This is a genomic window from Streptomyces phyllanthi (assembly GCF_009377205.1).
In the GTDB taxonomy this organism is placed as follows: domain Bacteria; phylum Actinomycetota; class Actinomycetes; order Streptomycetales; family Streptomycetaceae; genus Streptomyces; species Streptomyces phyllanthi.
On record NZ_VJZE01000215.1, the window covers coordinates 1 to 14,714 of the forward strand.

At 71.2% G+C, this 14,714-nt stretch carries 17 protein-coding genes and 1 riboswitch; of the genes, 8 read left to right on the forward strand and 9 right to left on the reverse strand.

The genetic code is table 11. The features are described 5' to 3' along the window. Nucleotides 1-18: 18 nt before the first annotated feature. The 3 genes from bioD to bioB are packed head-to-tail and all read right to left on the reverse strand — an operon-like array spanning nucleotide 19 to nucleotide 3,275. The gene (gene bioD / locus FNH04_RS26295; protein ID WP_152788276.1) at nucleotides 19-786 is read right to left on the reverse strand and encodes a dethiobiotin synthase; all 768 of its coding nucleotides are present in this window, start codon (nucleotides 784-786) and stop codon (nucleotides 19-21) included. Nucleotide 787: 1 nt separating this feature from the next. Continuing rightward, nucleotides 788-2,068 carry an adenosylmethionine--8-amino-7-oxononanoate transaminase gene (locus FNH04_RS26300; protein ID WP_152788277.1) on the reverse strand — a complete coding sequence of 427 codons (1,281 nt, stop codon included), beginning with the start codon at nucleotides 2,066-2,068 and terminating at the stop codon, nucleotides 788-790. Further along, complete coding sequence (gene bioB, locus FNH04_RS26305; protein ID WP_152788278.1) at nucleotides 2,061-3,275, reverse strand: biotin synthase BioB; 1,215 nt, start codon at nucleotides 3,273-3,275, stop codon at nucleotides 2,061-2,063. Before bioB ends, FNH04_RS26300 begins: the two co-directional genes overlap by 8 nt. Nucleotides 3,276-3,466: 191 nt before the next feature. Between bioB and FNH04_RS26310 the strand changes: the two genes are divergently transcribed. Then, nucleotides 3,467-4,621: an 8-amino-7-oxononanoate synthase gene (locus FNH04_RS26310; RefSeq protein ID WP_152788279.1), complete on the forward strand. Its 1,155-nt coding sequence runs from the start codon at nucleotides 3,467-3,469 to the stop codon at nucleotides 4,619-4,621. A gap of 88 nt (nucleotides 4,622-4,709) precedes the next feature. Here the strand turns inward: FNH04_RS26310 and FNH04_RS26315 are convergent, their stop codons facing one another. Both FNH04_RS26315 and FNH04_RS26320 read right to left on the reverse strand, forming a co-directional pair. Then, nucleotides 4,710-4,934 carry a DUF397 domain-containing protein gene (locus FNH04_RS26315; RefSeq protein ID WP_152788280.1) on the reverse strand — a complete coding sequence of 75 codons (225 nt, stop codon included), beginning with the start codon at nucleotides 4,932-4,934 and terminating at the stop codon, nucleotides 4,710-4,712. A 12-nt stretch (nucleotides 4,935-4,946) separates the two neighbouring features. Beyond that, the gene (locus FNH04_RS26320; RefSeq protein ID WP_152788281.1) at nucleotides 4,947-5,807 is read right to left on the reverse strand and encodes a helix-turn-helix domain-containing protein; all 861 of its coding nucleotides are present in this window, start codon (nucleotides 5,805-5,807) and stop codon (nucleotides 4,947-4,949) included. A 249-nt stretch (nucleotides 5,808-6,056) separates the two neighbouring features. Here FNH04_RS26320 and FNH04_RS26325 point away from each other — a divergent pair, with 249 nt between their 5' ends. Both FNH04_RS26325 and rox read left to right on the forward strand, forming a co-directional pair. Further along, nucleotides 6,057-6,515, forward strand: a complete 459-nt coding sequence (locus tag FNH04_RS26325; protein ID WP_152788282.1) for an ATP-binding protein — start codon at nucleotides 6,057-6,059, stop codon at nucleotides 6,513-6,515. A gap of 142 nt (nucleotides 6,516-6,657) precedes the next feature. Beyond that, nucleotides 6,658-8,091 (forward strand): rifampin monooxygenase, encoded by a 1,434-nt coding sequence (gene rox / locus FNH04_RS26330; RefSeq protein ID WP_152788291.1) that lies wholly within the window; start codon nucleotides 6,658-6,660, stop codon nucleotides 8,089-8,091. Nucleotides 8,092-8,146: 55 nt separating this feature from the next. On the opposite strand, the gene FNH04_RS26335 is transcribed toward rox, so the two are convergent. The 4 genes from FNH04_RS26335 to FNH04_RS26350 all read right to left on the reverse strand — a co-directional run bounded on the left by FNH04_RS26335 (nucleotide 8,147) and on the right by FNH04_RS26350 (nucleotide 10,779). After that, nucleotides 8,147-8,692 carry a DUF6328 family protein gene (locus tag FNH04_RS26335; RefSeq protein ID WP_152788283.1) on the reverse strand — a complete coding sequence of 182 codons (546 nt, stop codon included), beginning with the start codon at nucleotides 8,690-8,692 and terminating at the stop codon, nucleotides 8,147-8,149. Nucleotides 8,693-8,815: 123 nt separating this feature from the next. Further along, entirely contained in the window at nucleotides 8,816-9,289 is a 474-nt protein-coding gene (locus FNH04_RS26340; protein ID WP_152788284.1) for a C40 family peptidase, read from the reverse strand. 3 nt (nucleotides 9,290-9,292) lie between these two features. Beyond that, nucleotides 9,293-9,482: riboswitch (cyclic di-AMP (ydaO/yuaA leader) on the reverse strand. A 348-nt stretch (nucleotides 9,483-9,830) separates the two neighbouring features. Next, nucleotides 9,831-10,136: a hypothetical protein gene (locus tag FNH04_RS26345; RefSeq protein ID WP_152788285.1), complete on the reverse strand. Its 306-nt coding sequence runs from the start codon at nucleotides 10,134-10,136 to the stop codon at nucleotides 9,831-9,833. Nucleotides 10,137-10,143: 7 nt separating this feature from the next. Continuing rightward, nucleotides 10,144-10,779 carry an ATP-dependent Clp protease proteolytic subunit gene (locus FNH04_RS26350; RefSeq protein WP_152788286.1) on the reverse strand — a complete coding sequence of 212 codons (636 nt, stop codon included), beginning with the start codon at nucleotides 10,777-10,779 and terminating at the stop codon, nucleotides 10,144-10,146. A 235-nt stretch (nucleotides 10,780-11,014) separates the two neighbouring features. On the opposite strand from FNH04_RS26350, the gene FNH04_RS26355 reads away from it, so the two are divergent. The 5 genes from FNH04_RS26355 to FNH04_RS26375 all read left to right on the forward strand — a co-directional run. Then, nucleotides 11,015-11,290, forward strand: a complete 276-nt coding sequence (locus FNH04_RS26355; RefSeq protein ID WP_152788287.1) for a type II toxin-antitoxin system Phd/YefM family antitoxin — start codon at nucleotides 11,015-11,017, stop codon at nucleotides 11,288-11,290. A 510-nt stretch (nucleotides 11,291-11,800) separates the two neighbouring features. Next, the gene (locus FNH04_RS26360) at nucleotides 11,801-12,103 is read left to right on the forward strand and encodes an urease subunit gamma (RefSeq protein ID WP_010355509.1); all 303 of its coding nucleotides are present in this window, start codon (nucleotides 11,801-11,803) and stop codon (nucleotides 12,101-12,103) included. A gap of 17 nt (nucleotides 12,104-12,120) precedes the next feature. After that, nucleotides 12,121-12,432, forward strand: a complete 312-nt coding sequence (locus FNH04_RS26365) for an urease subunit beta (protein ID WP_152788288.1) — start codon at nucleotides 12,121-12,123, stop codon at nucleotides 12,430-12,432. Next, nucleotides 12,425-14,146, forward strand: coding sequence for an urease subunit alpha (locus FNH04_RS26370; protein ID WP_152788289.1), 1,722 nt, complete (start codon nucleotides 12,425-12,427; stop codon nucleotides 14,144-14,146). Before FNH04_RS26365 ends, FNH04_RS26370 begins: the two co-directional genes overlap by 8 nt. A gap of 18 nt (nucleotides 14,147-14,164) precedes the next feature. After that, nucleotides 14,165-14,714 (forward strand): urease accessory protein UreF (locus tag FNH04_RS26375; RefSeq protein WP_152788290.1); only part of this gene is annotated, 550 nt, incomplete at its 3' end.

Sequence of the window (14,714 nt, forward strand, 5' to 3'; positions counted from 1 at the left end):
GGCCGGTGGTGTCCGGCCTCAGCTCGTGGTGCCCGGCCTCGGCTGGAAGGAGGGGCCGAGGCCGTGGGCCTCCGCCGCTTCCCTCGCAGTGAAGGTCTCGCCGTCCCATACCCCGCCGAGGGCAGGCGCCAGCCAACTCGCCGCTTCCGCACGGAAGCCGGCGGGCTCGTGCATCCCGGCCCCGGCCGGTACCGCCCCCAGCAACGGCGCCCCCGCCGCCACCGGAAGGTCCGCGAGATTGCAGCGGGACGCCAGATCCGGCTCGCCCGGCCAGCTGCCGATCACCACACCCGTCAGGCCCAGCCCGCGGCGTCGCAGTTCACGTGACGTCAGCTCGGTCGTGTTCAGCGTGCCGAGCCCGGCCGAGGCGACCACCAGCACGGGCGCGTCCAGCAGCCGGGCCGCGTCCGCCAGGGTGCCGCCCGTCTCGTCGAACCGTACGAGCAGGCCGCCCGCACCCTCGACCAGGACGAGGTCGTGGTCCGCGGCGAGCTTGGCCGCGGCCTGAGCGACCTCCTCGGGCCGGACCGGCGGAAGACCGGACCGCCGGGCGGCCGTCGCAGGGGCCAACGGCTCGGGATAGCGGGCGAGTTCGCACGCCGTCACGGCACCGGCGAGACGGGCCACCTCGTCCGCGTCGCCGCGCTCGTCCGGCCGTACACCCGTCTGCGCCGGCTTGAGAACCGCCACGGAACGCCCGGCCGCGATGGCCACCGCGGCGACGGCGGCCGTGGTGACCGTCTTGCCGACCTCCGTGCCCGTACCGGTGATCACCAGGACCGCCATGTCATCCCTCCCGCGCGGCCGCGCACACCGCCCGCGCGATGCGCGCCACGTCCTCGTCGCCCGTGACGTACGGCGGCATCGTGTACACGAGGTCGCGGAACGGCCGCAGCCACACGCCCTCCCGCACGGCCGCCCGGGTCGCCGCCTCCATGTCCACCGGGTGGTCGAGCTGGACGACGCCGATGGCACCGAGGACCCGTACGTCCCGGACGCCCTCGACCTCCGCCGCCGGGGCGAGCCCCTCGCGGAGCCCCGTCTCGATCCGCTTCACCTCGGTCTGCCAGTCCTGCCCGAGCAGCAGGTCGATCGAGGCGCAGGCCACCGACGCGGCCAGCGGGTTGCCCATGAAGGTGGGCCCGTGCGCGAGCACCGGCACCTCGCCCCGCGAGATCCCGTCCGCCACCCGCGCCGTGCACAGCGTCGCCGCCATCGTCATGTAGCCGCCGGTCAGCGCCTTGCCCACACACATCACATCCGGCGTCACACCCGCGTGTTCCGCCGCGAACAGCGCCCCCGTGCGCCCGAAGCCGGTCGCGATCTCGTCGAACACGAGCAGCACGCCGTGCGCGTCGCACGCCTCGCGCAGCACCCGCAGATACGCGGGGGAGTGGAAGCGCATCCCACCCGCGCCCTGCACCACCGGCTCCACGACGACCGCGGCCAGCTCGTCCGCGTGCCGCCCCACCATCTCGCGCACGTGCTCGGCGTACGACTCCTCGTACGCGGCCGGAGGCGGATCCGCGAACACCTGACGGGGCAGCATGCCCTGCCACAGCTCGTGCATCCCGCCCTCGGGATCGCACACGGACATCGGCTGCCAGGTGTCCCCGTGGTAGCCGCCGCGCCAGGTCAGCAGGCGCTGCTTGGCCGGTCGGCCGAGCGAGCGCCAGTACTGCAGACACATCTTGACCGCCACCTCGACGGACACCGAGCCGGAGTCGGCGAGGAAGACATGCTCCAGACCCTCGGGAGACATGTCGACAAGGCGCTTCGCCAGCCGGACGGCGGGCTCGTGTGTGAGCCCGCCGAACATCACATGGCTCATCCGGGCCAGCTGCTCGCGCGCCGCCTCGTTGAGCACCGGGTGGTTGTAGCCGTGGATCGCCGACCACCAGGACGACATCCCGTCGACCAGCTCACCCGAGCTGTCGGCGAGCCGCAGCCGCACCCCGCTCGCCGACTCCACGACGAGCGGTTCCCGCTGCCCGGGCATCGGTCCGTACGGATGCCAGACGTGCCGCCGGTCGAGCTCCAGCAGTTCAGGGACGGGCAGGTCAGGCATTGGGCGCGAGATCCGTTCCGGCACCCCTGCGGCGTACGGCGACGAGATCCGTACGGGCGTCCTGGGCCGTGGCCGCGGGAGCGGAACCGCACACCCCGTGCGACCCGCGGCCACCGTCGCTCCCGTGCGACCCGCAGCTGCTCCCGCCCTCGTGCGACCCGCAGCCACTCCCGCCCTCGTGCGACCCGCATCCGCCGCCGGCCGTCCGGTGCTCCGGTAGCGTCACCTGGCCGGTGCCCTCCACCTCGAACCCGGCGTCCGCGATCATCTCCAGATCGGCCCTGCCGGCCTGGCCCTCGCTGGTGAGGTAGTCGCCGAGGAAGATCGAGTTGGCCAGATGCAGGGCGAGCGGCTGCATCGTACGGAGATGGACCTCGCGTCCGCCCGCGATACGGACCTCCACGTCCGGGCAGACGAACCGGACCATCGCCAGGATGCGCAGACAGCGCTGCGGGGTGAGGTTCCACTCCTTGGCCAGCGGGGTGCCCTCGAACGGGATGAGGAAGTTGACCGGCACCGAGTCCGGGTCCAGCTCGCGCAGCGAGAAGACCACGTCCACCAGGTCCTCGTCGCTCTCGCCCATGCCCGCGATCAGACCGGAGCAGGCGGACAGCCCGGCCGCGTGCGCCTTCTGCACGGTGTCGACACGGTCGGCGTAGGTGTGGGTGGTGGTGATGTCCCCGTACGTCGCCTCGGACGTGTTGAGGTTGTGGTTGTAGGCGTCCGCGCCGGCCTCACGCAGCCGATCGGCCTGGCCGTCGGAGAGCAGGCCGAGGCAGGCGCACACCTCGACGCCCTCGTTCTGCTCCTTGATCGCCTTGATGGTGTCGGAGACCCGGTCCACGTCCCGGTCCGTCGGGCCCCGGCCGCTGGCCACCAGACAGACCCGCTTGGCGCCACCCGACAGTCCGGCGGCCGCCGCCTTCGACGCCTCGTCCGGCTTGAGCCAGGTGTACTTGAGGATGCCGGCGGTGGAGCCGAGCCGCTGGGAGCAGTAGGAGCAGTCCTCGGGACACAGCCCGGACTTGAGGTTCACCAGGTAGTTGAGTTTCACCCGGCGGCCGAACCACTGCCGGCGCACCCTGCCGGCCGCGGCCACCACGTCCAGCAGGTCGTCGTCGGAGGTGGCCAGTACGGCCAGCGCTTCCTCACGGGTCGGCAGCTCGCGCCGAAGCCCCTTGTCCACCAGCGTCGTCAGCAGGTCCATGAGAGCCGATCCTGGCCTACGCGGGCGCTCCGGGCCAAGGAGAGATCGCACAACAGAGACGGTTCGACGTGTGGGTATTGCCACATCCTGGGCGCCTGGCCCGGCCGCTAGGGTCTGTGCACTGCCTACAAACGTCGCGCCGCCGGTACCGGATCCCCGGCGCGTCACCACCCCAACGGCCCGGAGGACTCATGGCGTTCGGCTGGATCGACGAGCAGGCGCGGGCGCGCGGCCGGGCCGGCCTCGTACGAACCCTGCGCCCACGCCCCGCCGACTCACCGCTCCTCGACCTCGCGAGCAACGACTACCTCGGCCTCGCCCGCCATCCGGAGGTCACCGAGGGCGCCGCCGAGGCCGCGCGGCGGTGGGGCGGCGGGGCCACCGGCTCCCGGCTCGTCACCGGCACGACCGAGTTGCACGACGAACTCGAACGCGAGCTGGCCGCCTTCTGCGGCTTCGAGGCGGCCCTGGTCTTCTCCTCCGGCTACGCGGCCAACCTCGCAGCGATCACCGCGCTGGCGCCGCACGGCTCGCTGATCGTCTCGGACGCGGGCAACCACGCGTCCCTGATCGACGGCTGCCGGCTGGCCCGGGGCACGACCCAGGTGGTCGGGCACGCCGACCCCGAGGCCGTCCGCAAGGCACTTGAGACCGGTGGCGGTCCGGCCGTGGTGGTGTCCGACACGGTCTTCTCGGTGGACGGCGACGCGGCTCCGCTGAGCGAACTGGCCCAGGTCTGCCGGGAGTTCGGGGCCGGGCTGGTCGTCGACGACGCGCACGGCCTCGGAGTCCTGGGCGACGGCGGCCGGGGCGCCCCGTACGCGGCGGGGCTCGCGGGCGCACCGCACGCCGAGTACCCCGAGTACCCCGAGGACATCGTCGTGACCGTCACGCTCTCCAAGTCGCTGGGCAGCCAGGGCGGGGCCGTCCTCGGACCGGCCCGGGTGATCGACCATCTGGTCAACGCCGCCCGCACCTTCATCTTCGACACCGGTCTGGCCCCGGCCGCGACCGGTGCGGCCCTCGCGGCGCTGCGGCTGCTGCGCCGGGAGCCGGAGCGCGCCGCGCGGGCGCGCGAGGTGGCGGCGGAGCTGCACGCGCGACTGACGGCGTCGGGCCTGGAAGCGGTGCGGCCCGACGCCGCCGTGGTCTCCGTGCGTGCGCCCTCGCCCGAGCGGGCCGTGCGGTGGGCGGCGGACTGCCGTACGGCGGGACTCGCCGTCGGCTGCTTCCGTCCGCCGTCCGTGCCCGACGGCATCTCACGGCTGCGGCTGACCGCCCGCGCGGACCTCACCGGCGGGCAACTCGACCGAGCCGTCAGGGTGATCGGCGAGACGCGACCGTGAGTCGGCGTGACACGGCCGTGCGTCGCGATCCGGCAGGAGTGATGCGGAAGTGATCACGCAGGCGTGATCGGGGACATGGTCGTGTTCGTCACCGAAGCGCGGTGACGAACCCTTCCCATGTCTCGGGGGCGAACAGCAGGGCGGGCCCCGCCGGGTTCTTCGAGTCGCGCACGGCGACCAGCCCGGCCCGGGGGCCAAGGCCCGGACGGGCCGTCTCGACGCAGTTGTTCATTCCGGTGCTGTGGCTGCTGCGCAGCCAGCGCACGCCCTGGAGCGCAGTACTGGTGGGGATGTTCCGAGGCGGGACGGACATGGGGGTGCCTCCTTACGCGCCGGCAGCGATCCCGGCGATGTAATCCAACGATTCCTCGGGCGAAAGGGCGTGGATCTGAAGGGCGTTGAAGGCCTCGACATAGGCCTGGAGGTCTTCTTTCCGTTCGAGGTAGAGGCTACTCGTCAAATGGTCGAGAACAACCACATCCAGATCAGATGTGTTCGAAAATGAGAAGATTACGAAAGGCCCCGTCACTCCGATGTGGGCCCCGGCGGTGAACGGCATGACCCGGAGCCGCACTTGGGGAAGGACGGCCGCCTCGCACAGCCGCTCCAGCTGCCTCGCCATGACCTCGGGTCCGCCTACAGCGCGCCGCAGCACGGCCTCGTCCAGGACCGCGTTCAACTCCAGCGGCGGGTCCCCGCGCAGTACGTCCTGCCGGGCGAGGCGCACCTCCACCAGAGCGTCCAGCTTGTCGTCCGCCAGTCCCTCGCACGCGGCCCGCGTCACCGCGCGGGCGTACTCCGGTGTCTGCAGCAGTCCCGGCACCACCGAGGTCTCCAGCGTGCGCATGCCGCTGGCCTGCGACTCCAGGCTGATGAAGTCGCGGTAGGTCGGCGGCAGTACCCCGCGGTAGGCGTGCCACCAGTTCTGCCGTCCGCTCCCGTCCCCGCCGCCCGCCAACGCCAGCAGCAGCTCCCGTAACTCGGGATCCCGGACGTCGTACGTGTCGAGCAGAAGGCGCACATCGGCCGGTTTCACTCCGCTGGAACCCGTCTCGATCCGGCTCACCTTCGACTGGTGCCACCCGACGAGACGCGCCGCCTCGGTACTGGTGAGCCCGGCACGGGTGCGCAGGACGCGCAGTTCGGTGCCGAGCTTGCGCCGGCGCACCGCAGGACCGTGCTCCAAGGTCATCTCCTTCCGCCCGGCCGCGGTGTCGGGGCGACGGTAGAGGATGGACGGTAAGGCTCCCCAAATACGGTCGGTCGTCGGAGAGTTCACCGCTTCGAGCGACAGATATATGCATATCTTGGTGGATCGGCACCACGGCCGCCCCTGGTGGTGGCAATCTGGCGCGAAGCACCAGTCCGGGACCGTACTCGAATCCATCCGGCTCCGTGTCGGACCCCGGTCCCGTGGGAAAGGGACTACGTCGCCATGGCAGACCATCAGGAAGCATCCGTCACTCTGCCGAGCGATCCGGCCTCGGTCTCCGCGGCTCGCACCTACGTCGCCAACGTGCTGGCCGAATGGGGCCTGCCGAGCGACGCCGAAGTCGCGGACACCGTACGGCTGATCGTGTCCGAACTCGCCACCAATGCCGTCCAGCACACCCTCGGGCAGTCGCCTACGTTCACCGTGGACGTCGCGCTCGAGCGTGACGAGCACCTGCGGATCGGCGTCACCGACAGCCACCCGCGCTTCCCGAAGCGTCTGCCCGCCGCCGTCCAGCAGGACAACGGCCGCGGCATGGTCATCATCCGCTGGCTGACCGCCGAGCACGGCGGGAGACTCAGCGTCAGACCCACGAGGGAGGGCGGCAAGACGGTGGCCATCGAACTCCCCTGGACGCCCTCCGCCCAGCCGGTCACGTCCACGGGACAGCAAGGGTCCTGAGCGGACGGCAAAAAGCAAAGGCAAGGAGGTAACCACTCCTTGCCACTCTCAACTTATAGCGCACAGGGGGCCTTGCGGCAAGGCCCCGGTCGTGCCGCAGAATCACTGGCCGAAGCCAGGACCTGCGGAGATGAGGGTTGTGTTGATTGACGTGATCGTGGTCGGCGGCGGACCGACCGGGCTGATGCTGGCCAGTGAGTTACGGCTGCACGGTGTGCACACGGTCGTGCTGGAGAAGCTGACCGAGCCGACCGGGCAGTCCCGCGGACAGGGACTGCACGCGCGCAGCGTCGAGATGACGGACCAGCGCGGCTTGCTGGACCGGTTCCTCGCGATCAGTGAGAAGTTCCAGGTCGGCGGCCTTTTCGGCGGCATCGTCAAGCCGTGGCCGGACCGGCTGGACACGGCTCACCCGTACGGCCTCGCCGTCCCGCAGCCGGTCACCGAGCGGCTGCTCAACGAGCGTGCCCTCGAACTCGGCGCCGACATCCGGCGCGGCTGCGAAGTGGTGGGGTTGAGCCAGGCCGCGGACGGGGCCGGGGTGACCGTCGAGCTGGCGGACGGCACGCACCTGCGCTCGCGCTACCTCGTCGGCTGCGACGGCGGCCGCAGCCTGGTGCGCAAGCTGATCGGTGTCGGCTTCCCCGGTGAGCCGTCCAAGGTCGAGACGCTGCTGGGTGAGATGGAGCTGACCGAGGATCCGGCGACGGTCGCGGCCGTGGTCGAGGAAGTCCGCAGGACCCAACTGCGGTTCGGCGCCATCCCCCTCGGGGACGGGGTGTACCGCGTGGGCGTGCCCGCCGAAGGGGTGACCGAGGACCGCACGGCCCCGACCACCCTGGAGGAGTTCAAGCAGCAGCTGCGGGCCGTCGCGGGCACCGACTTCGGCGTGCACTCGCCGCGCTGGCTCTCCCGGTTCGGCGACGCCACCCGGCAGGCCGAGCGCTACCGGGTCGGCCGGGTGCTCCTGGCCGGCGACGCGGCGCACATCCACCCGCCGACCGGCGGGCAGGGCCTCAACCTCGGCATCCAGGACGCGTTCAACCTGGGCTGGAAGCTGGCCGCCGCGGTGGGCGGCTGGGCGCCGGAGGGGCTGCTGGACAGCTACCACGCCGAGCGGCACCCGGTGGGTGCCCGTGTACTGGACAACACCCGCGCGCAGATCACGCTGCTGGGGACCGATCCGGGTGCGACCGCGCTGCGGGAGCTGTTCTCGAAGCTGATGGACTTCGAGGAGGTGAACCGGTACGTGACCGGAATGATCACAGCGGTCGACGTCCGCTACGACTTCGGCGAGGGCCACGAGCTGCTCGGCCGCCGGATGCGGGACGTGGAGCTGAAGCAGGGGCGCCTCTACGAGCTGATGCACGGCGGCCGCGGGCTGCTCCTCGACCAGACCGGCCGGCTCTCGGTGGAGGGCTGGGCGGACCGGGTCGACCACGTCATCGACGTCAGCGAGGAACTGGACGTGCCCGCGGTACTGCTGCGGCCGGACGGCCACGTGGCGTGGGCCGGTGAGGACCAGCAGGAGCTGCTCGGACGGCTGCCACAGTGGTTCGGCGCTGCCGTCGACTGAGCGAGCGGTGGGCCCGGAGGAACCGCGAGCGCCCGGCCGGGGCCCCGGACGGGCGTCAACCACTCGCATCCGGTTCCCGGGGAGGTGCCGTTCCTGGAGCCTGGGGCCCGGCGCCCCGGTCGAGTCCCGAACGCCGTACGAGGCGCGGCAGCACCCACCACAGGGCCACGCATACGACCAGGGTTCCCGCTCCGGCGGCGATACCGGCGGTCCGGTCCAGCGCCACGTCCACCACGAGGAGCACGGACCCGGTGAACGCCAGCGTGAGGACGACCAGGCCGACGCTGGCGAGCCGGGAGGAGACCTGGACGATGAGGGGCTTGGCGCCCTGCTGGAACAGCGAGCGGTGCAGGGCGGCCGGGGCGGTGAAGAGCGCGGCCGAGAGGACCGCCAGCAGCAGCGTGGTGACGTACGTGGCGCGCTGGACCGTGTCGAGGGACGGGAAGCGCGGGGTGAACGCCAGCGTCAGCAGGAAGGCGAAGAGGATCTGCACCCCGGTCTGGGTGACGCGCAGTTCCTGCAGGAGTTCGACGAAATTGCGGTCGGCTCTCTCGAGCGGCGTTTCGTTTCGTCCCCAGTGCGCACTCTGATGGTCGGCCATAAGGGAATGAGTAACCGTTTTGCCCCATGTCACGCCCCACGATGGTGGCCGACCAGGCATGCCCAGGGCGGGACGGGCCCGAGGGGCGACGGCGGCGTGCACCGCCGTCGCCCCTCGGCCGGGTCAGCGGACCCGGCCGTACCAGACGCTCTTCGTCCAGATCTTCTGGAGCTTCACGACCTCCCCGGTCTTCGGGGAGTGCCAGATCTTGCCCTTCCCGGCGTAGATGCCCACGTGGTAGACGTTCGAGCCCGAGTGGAAGAAGACGAGGTCTCCGAGCTTGCGGCTCTTGGCGGAGATGTGCTTCGTCTTGTTGTACTGCTGTGCGGCCGTACGGGGCAGCTTCTTGCCCGCCTTCTTGTACGAGTACAGCGTGAGCCCCGAGCAGTCGAACCTCTTGGGGCCAACAGCGCCCCACTTGTAGGGCGAGCCCTTCTTGGAGGCCGCGACCTTGAGCGCCTTCGTCGCGGGTGAGGCCGCCGCGGCGTCGGACGCGACACCGGGGACCACGATGCTGCCGCCCACGGCGGCGATGGTCAGGGCCGAGGCCGTACCGGCCCGGGCCATGAGCGACGGGACACGATTGAGCGCAGTCATGCGCAACCCTTCGTCAGCCGCCTGTGAAGGATGACCTGTCGGATTCGGGCTGGCGAAGTTGCCCGGCCGCGTTGCCGCGGCTTCACCCCAAGGGCTGCTCGGAACTGACGCTCCGGCGACCCGTCGTGCTTGGGTCCTCCACTCCTGCCGATCCACTCCTGTCGACCGGTCATCCGGGCGGCGGCAGGACTCGGCGTCCGCCCGGATCGCCCCGCCGCGGTGGCGGGGTCTTGTCGTCAGGTACGGATCTTGACGCACGAATGTCGGAAACGCCGAACGGAATCGGAGATTTGTGGGGTTACTCACCCGCCACCCGTTCGGGCGGAAACCCCGTTCGGGGTCGGGAGTCGAGAGGGGTGAGGAGCGTCGGACCAGCGGCGGAACGATAAATTCCGCCGCTCCGACAAGCGCGTTGCGGAACTTCCCTGCGCTTTTTGGCGGATGCCCCGCTGGGCCGTTCGCGGGACCGTCGTCTGGTCCGTTTGAGCCCGAGCCGAACGTATCGTCAGTTCATCCACCCGGCCCGGGCTCAGTGGGTGTGTCAGCTCTCGGGTGCGGGAGGGAGCGCGACGCGGGCCGCGCGGCGCTCTCCGTCGAGGACCCTGAGGGCCCGGGCGAGGGTGGGGGCGTGCACCTCGTTCTCACCCCGCCTGTGCATCAGTTCGAGCGCGTCGCGCAGGGCCGTCGCCTTGCCGACCAGGGCCTGTGCGGCCCGCAGTCCGCGGTAGGTGTCGCCGGGACGGGCCGGGTTGATCCGGCCGAGCAGGTCGACCACGTCCAGGTAACGGTCGATCAGCTCCGCCTCGGCGCGCGTCAGCGCGGGCAGCGGCGGCAGTTCGGGGAGCATCGGCGGCTCACCGCGCGCCGGGCAGGGAGCGCGAGGTCTTGCGGCTCGGGATGATCCGGTCCACCAGGCCGTACTCCACGGCCTCCTCGGCATCAAGGATCTTGTCCCGTTCGATGTCGGCGCGCACCCGCTCCTGGCTCTGGCCGCTGTGTCGGGCGAGCATCTCCTCCAGCGTCCTGCGGTTGCGCATCAACTCCTCGGCGTGGATGGCCAGGTCGCTCGCCTGCCCCTCCACCGGCTCGGCCAGTGAGGGCTGGTGGATCAGCATGCGGGCGCCCGGCAGCGCGGCCCGCTTGCCCGGGGTGCCGGCGGCCAGCAGCACCGCGGCGGCCGAGGCCGCCTGGCCCAGGCAGACGGTCTCCACGTCACAGGTGACGTACTGGATCGTGTCGTAGATGGCCGTCATCGCACTGAACGAGCCGCCCGGCGAGTTGATGTAGAGCGAGATGTCCCGGTCGGGGGCCGTGTACTCCAGGTGCATGAACTGCGCCATCACGTCGTTCGCGGACCTGTCGTCGACCGGTGTCCCGAGGAACACGATGCGCTCCTCCAGCAACTTCGAGTACGGGTCCATCGTGTGATGGCCCGTACTCGTGCGTTCGGTGAACTCGGGCAGGACGTAGCGGGCGGACGGTCGGTTCATGGCTGGCGTCTCCTCGCGGTAGCTCCTGTAAAAAATGTACAGGACGTACAGAGCCTGGCTGAAGGCCGCTCGCCGACAGCGAAACCCCCGTGGAGCGCGATGCTCCACGGGGGTGCGGCGTGCCGGTGAGGCGGTGAGGCCCGGGTCAGGGTGCGGTCCTCCCCGAGTGCCCCAGTGCCGAACGGGATCTTCCGCTCACGGAGGGCTTTCCGTGCCCCGGTCTAAGCTGGACGTCATGGCCTACGAGATTCCGGTGACGCAAGCCAGGGCTGAGCTCGCCGACCTGATCAACCGCGTCGTGTACGGCGGCGAGCGCGTCGTCGTGACGCGGCACGGGAAGCCCCTCGTCGCCCTGGTCTCCGCCGCCGACCTGGAGCAGCTGGAGAAGGCGGCCGAGGCGGAGGAGCAGATGATCAGCTCCGTCTCCAGCGTCCGCGACGTCGCGTCGGCCCCGCGTGAGCGCCAGCGGTTCGGCATCGCGGCGGAGCACCGGGGGACCGGCGCCTCATAGCGGAGGGGCGGGGGGCCGCGCCTCGTAGTCGGAAGGCCGGAGGAGCGCGCCCGGGGTCGGAGGCCCGCGTCTGGTCGGCGGTCGGCGCTCGGCGGCAGCAGGGGCTGTCGGCGCGGCGTGTCCCGCGACGGTGGCATCGAACACGCTTGCGGCGGCATGCCGACCCGTACGTACCACCCCGGCCGGTGGGCCGACCCGTACGTACCGCTCCGGCCGGTGTGCCGACCCCTACGCCCGCTTCGGCCGGTGTACCGAACGCGCCCTTCCGTGCGGCCCGGGCAAGGTGACCCCGGCTCCGGAGGCCGTCCCGGCCGGCAGCGGTCGCGGCACGTTCAAGGGCGCTCATGACCATGGGGGCACGGTCGTGCGGAGATGAGTGGATCACGTGGCGGTTAACGTCGCTGAAACGCCACCCAACTAGCCTGCGCCCACGCCACCAGCGACTTTTCCCGGTGGTCGCGGCATCCGGACCCCGCACGGTCCGGAGCGAGGACTGTGAGGTGGAACGCCGTGCAACTGACCCCGCACGAGCAGGAGAGGCTGCTGATCCACGTGGCGGCCGACGTGGCCGAGAAGCGCCGGGCCCGCGGACTCAAGCTCAACCACCCCGAAGCGGTCGCGCTCATCACGTCGCACATCCTCGAAGGCGCACGTGACGGCCGTACCGTGGCCGAACTCATGGCCTCCGGGCGCAAGCTGCTCACCCGGGACGACGTCATGGAGGGCATCCCCGAGATGATCCACGACGTCCAGGTCGAGGCGACGTTCCCGGACGGCACCAAGCTCGTCACCGTCCACGACCCGATCGTCTGACGGGGGAGGAGGCCGCCATGATTCCCGGAGAGATCCTGTTCGACGAAGGTCCGATCGTCTACAACGCGGGCCGCGAGATCACCCGGCTCACCGTCCTCAACGCCGCCGACCGCCCCGTCCAGGTCGGCTCCCACTACCACTTCGCCGAAGCCAATCCCGGACTGGAGTTCGACCGCGCCGCAGCGCGCGGCAAGCGGCTGAACGTCGCCGCCGGCACCGCCGTGCGCTTCGAACCGGGGATCCCCGTCGACGTCGAACTCGTCCCGCTCACCGGCGCCCGCATCGTGCCCGGACTGCGCGGTGAGACCGGAGGTGCCCTCGATGCCTGAGATCTCGCGTGCGGCGTACGCCGACCTGTTCGGACCCACGACCGGTGACCGTATCCGGCTGGCCGACACCGATCTGCTGATCGAGATCGAGGAGGACCGCAGCGGCGGCCCGGGCCTCGCCGGTGACGAGGCGGTGTTCGGCGGCGGCAAGGTCATCCGCGAATCCATGGGCCAGGCGCGTGCTACGCGCGCAGACGGCACCCCGGACACGGTCATCACGGGTGTCGTCATCGTCGACCACTGGGGCATCGTCAAGGCCGACGTCGGTATCCGCGACGGCCGGATCACCGGTATCGGCAAGGCCGGCAACCCGGACACCATGGACGGTGTCCACCCGGACCTGGTCATCGGCCCGGAGACGGAGGTCATCGCGGGCAACGGCCGCATCCTGACCGCCGGTGCCATCGACGCGCACGTCCACTTCATCTGCCCGCAGATCGCCGACGAGGCGCTCTCGGCGGGCATCACGACGCTGGTGGGCGGCGGCACCGGTCCGGCCGAGGGGTCCAAGGCCACCACGGTCACGCCCGGCCCCTGGCACCTCGCGCGGATGCTGGAGGCGATGGAGCAGTACCCGCTCAACATCGGTTTCCTCGGAAAGGGCAACACCGTCTCCCGCGAGGCGATGCTGTCGCAGATACGCGGCGGTGCGCTGGGGCTCAAGCTCCACGAGGACTGGGGGTCGACCCCGGCCGTCATCGACGCGTCCCTGACCGTCGCCGACCAGACCGGCATCCAGGTCGCCATCCACACGGACACACTGAACGAGGCCGGGTTCGTGGGCGACACCCTCGCCGCCATCGGAGGGCGCGGCATCCACGCCTACCACACCGAGGGCGCCGGCGGCGGGCACGCGCCCGACATCATGACCGTGGTCTCCGAGCCGTACGTCCTCCCGAGCTCCACCAACCCGACCCGGCCGTACACCGTCAACACAGCCGAGGAACATCTCGACATGCTGATGGTGTGCCACCACCTCAACCCGGCGGTGCCCGAGGACCTGGCCTTCGCCGAGTCCCGGATCCGGCCGTCCACGATCGGGGCCGAGGACATACTCCACGACCTGGGCGCGATCTCGATCATCTCGTCCGACTCCCAGGCCATGGGACGTGTCGGTGAGGTCATCCTGCGGACCTGGCAGACCGCGCACGTGATGAAGGGGCGGCGGGGTGCGCTGCCCGGTGACGGGCGCGCGGACAACCGGCGTGTTCGTCGATATGTCGCCAAGTACACGATCAACCCCGCGCTCGCGCAGGGGCTCGCCCGCGAGGTCGGTTCCGTCGAGTCCGGCAAGCTCGCCGATCTGGTGCTGTGGGAGCCGGCGTTCTTCGGGGTCAAGCCGCATCTCGTCATCAAGGGCGGGCAGATCGCGTACGCGCAGATGGGTGACGCGAACGCCTCGATCCCGACGCCGCAGCCGATCCTTCCGCGCCCGATGTACGGCGCGATCGGGCGGGCACCCGCCTCCAACTCGTTCAACTTCGTGGCCCCGCTCGCCATCGAGGACGGGCTGCCGGAGCGGCTCTCGCTCGGGAAGCGGTTCGTCGCGATCGAGTCGACGCGGGGGGTGACCAAGGCCGACATGCGGGAGAACGACGCGCGGCCCGAGGTGCGGGTCGATCCCGACAGCTTCGCCGTGCACATCGACGGGGAGCTGGTGGAGGCGGCACCGGCCGCCGAACTGCCCATGGCCCAGCGGTACTTCCTGTTCTGAGACCAGAGGTGGTTGGCGATGTCACGGGCCGCGCTGCTCGTCCTGGCCGACGGCCGCTTTCCCGCCGGAGGGCACGCGCACTCCGGCGGGGCCGAGGCGGCCGTCAAGGCAGGGCGGATCACTGGTGCCTCGGGGGCCGCGGGGCTGGAGGAGTTCTGCCGGGGCCGGCTGCACACGGCCGGGCTGGTGTCGGCGGGGCTGGCCGCGGCGGCCGCGCTCGGGGTGGATCCCGTGGAGCTGAACGGCGCCGCGGATGCGCGGACGCCGTCCGCCGCGCTGCGGGGTGCCGCGCGGAAGCTGGGGCGGCAGTTGATGCGGGCGGCCCGGGCCACGTGGCCCTCCGCCGAACTCGACGCGCTCGCACGGGAGTTCCCGAAGGGCGCGCATCAGCCCGTGGTGCTCGGGCTGGTGGCGCGGGCAGCGGGGCTGGGGGCGGAGGACGCGGCGTACTGCTCCGTGTACGAGTGCGTGAGTGGGCCCGCCACCGCGACGGTGCGGTTGCTGAGTCTTGATCCGTTCGAAGCGACCGGGGTGTTGGCCCGGTTGGCTCCTGAGATGGATCTCGTGG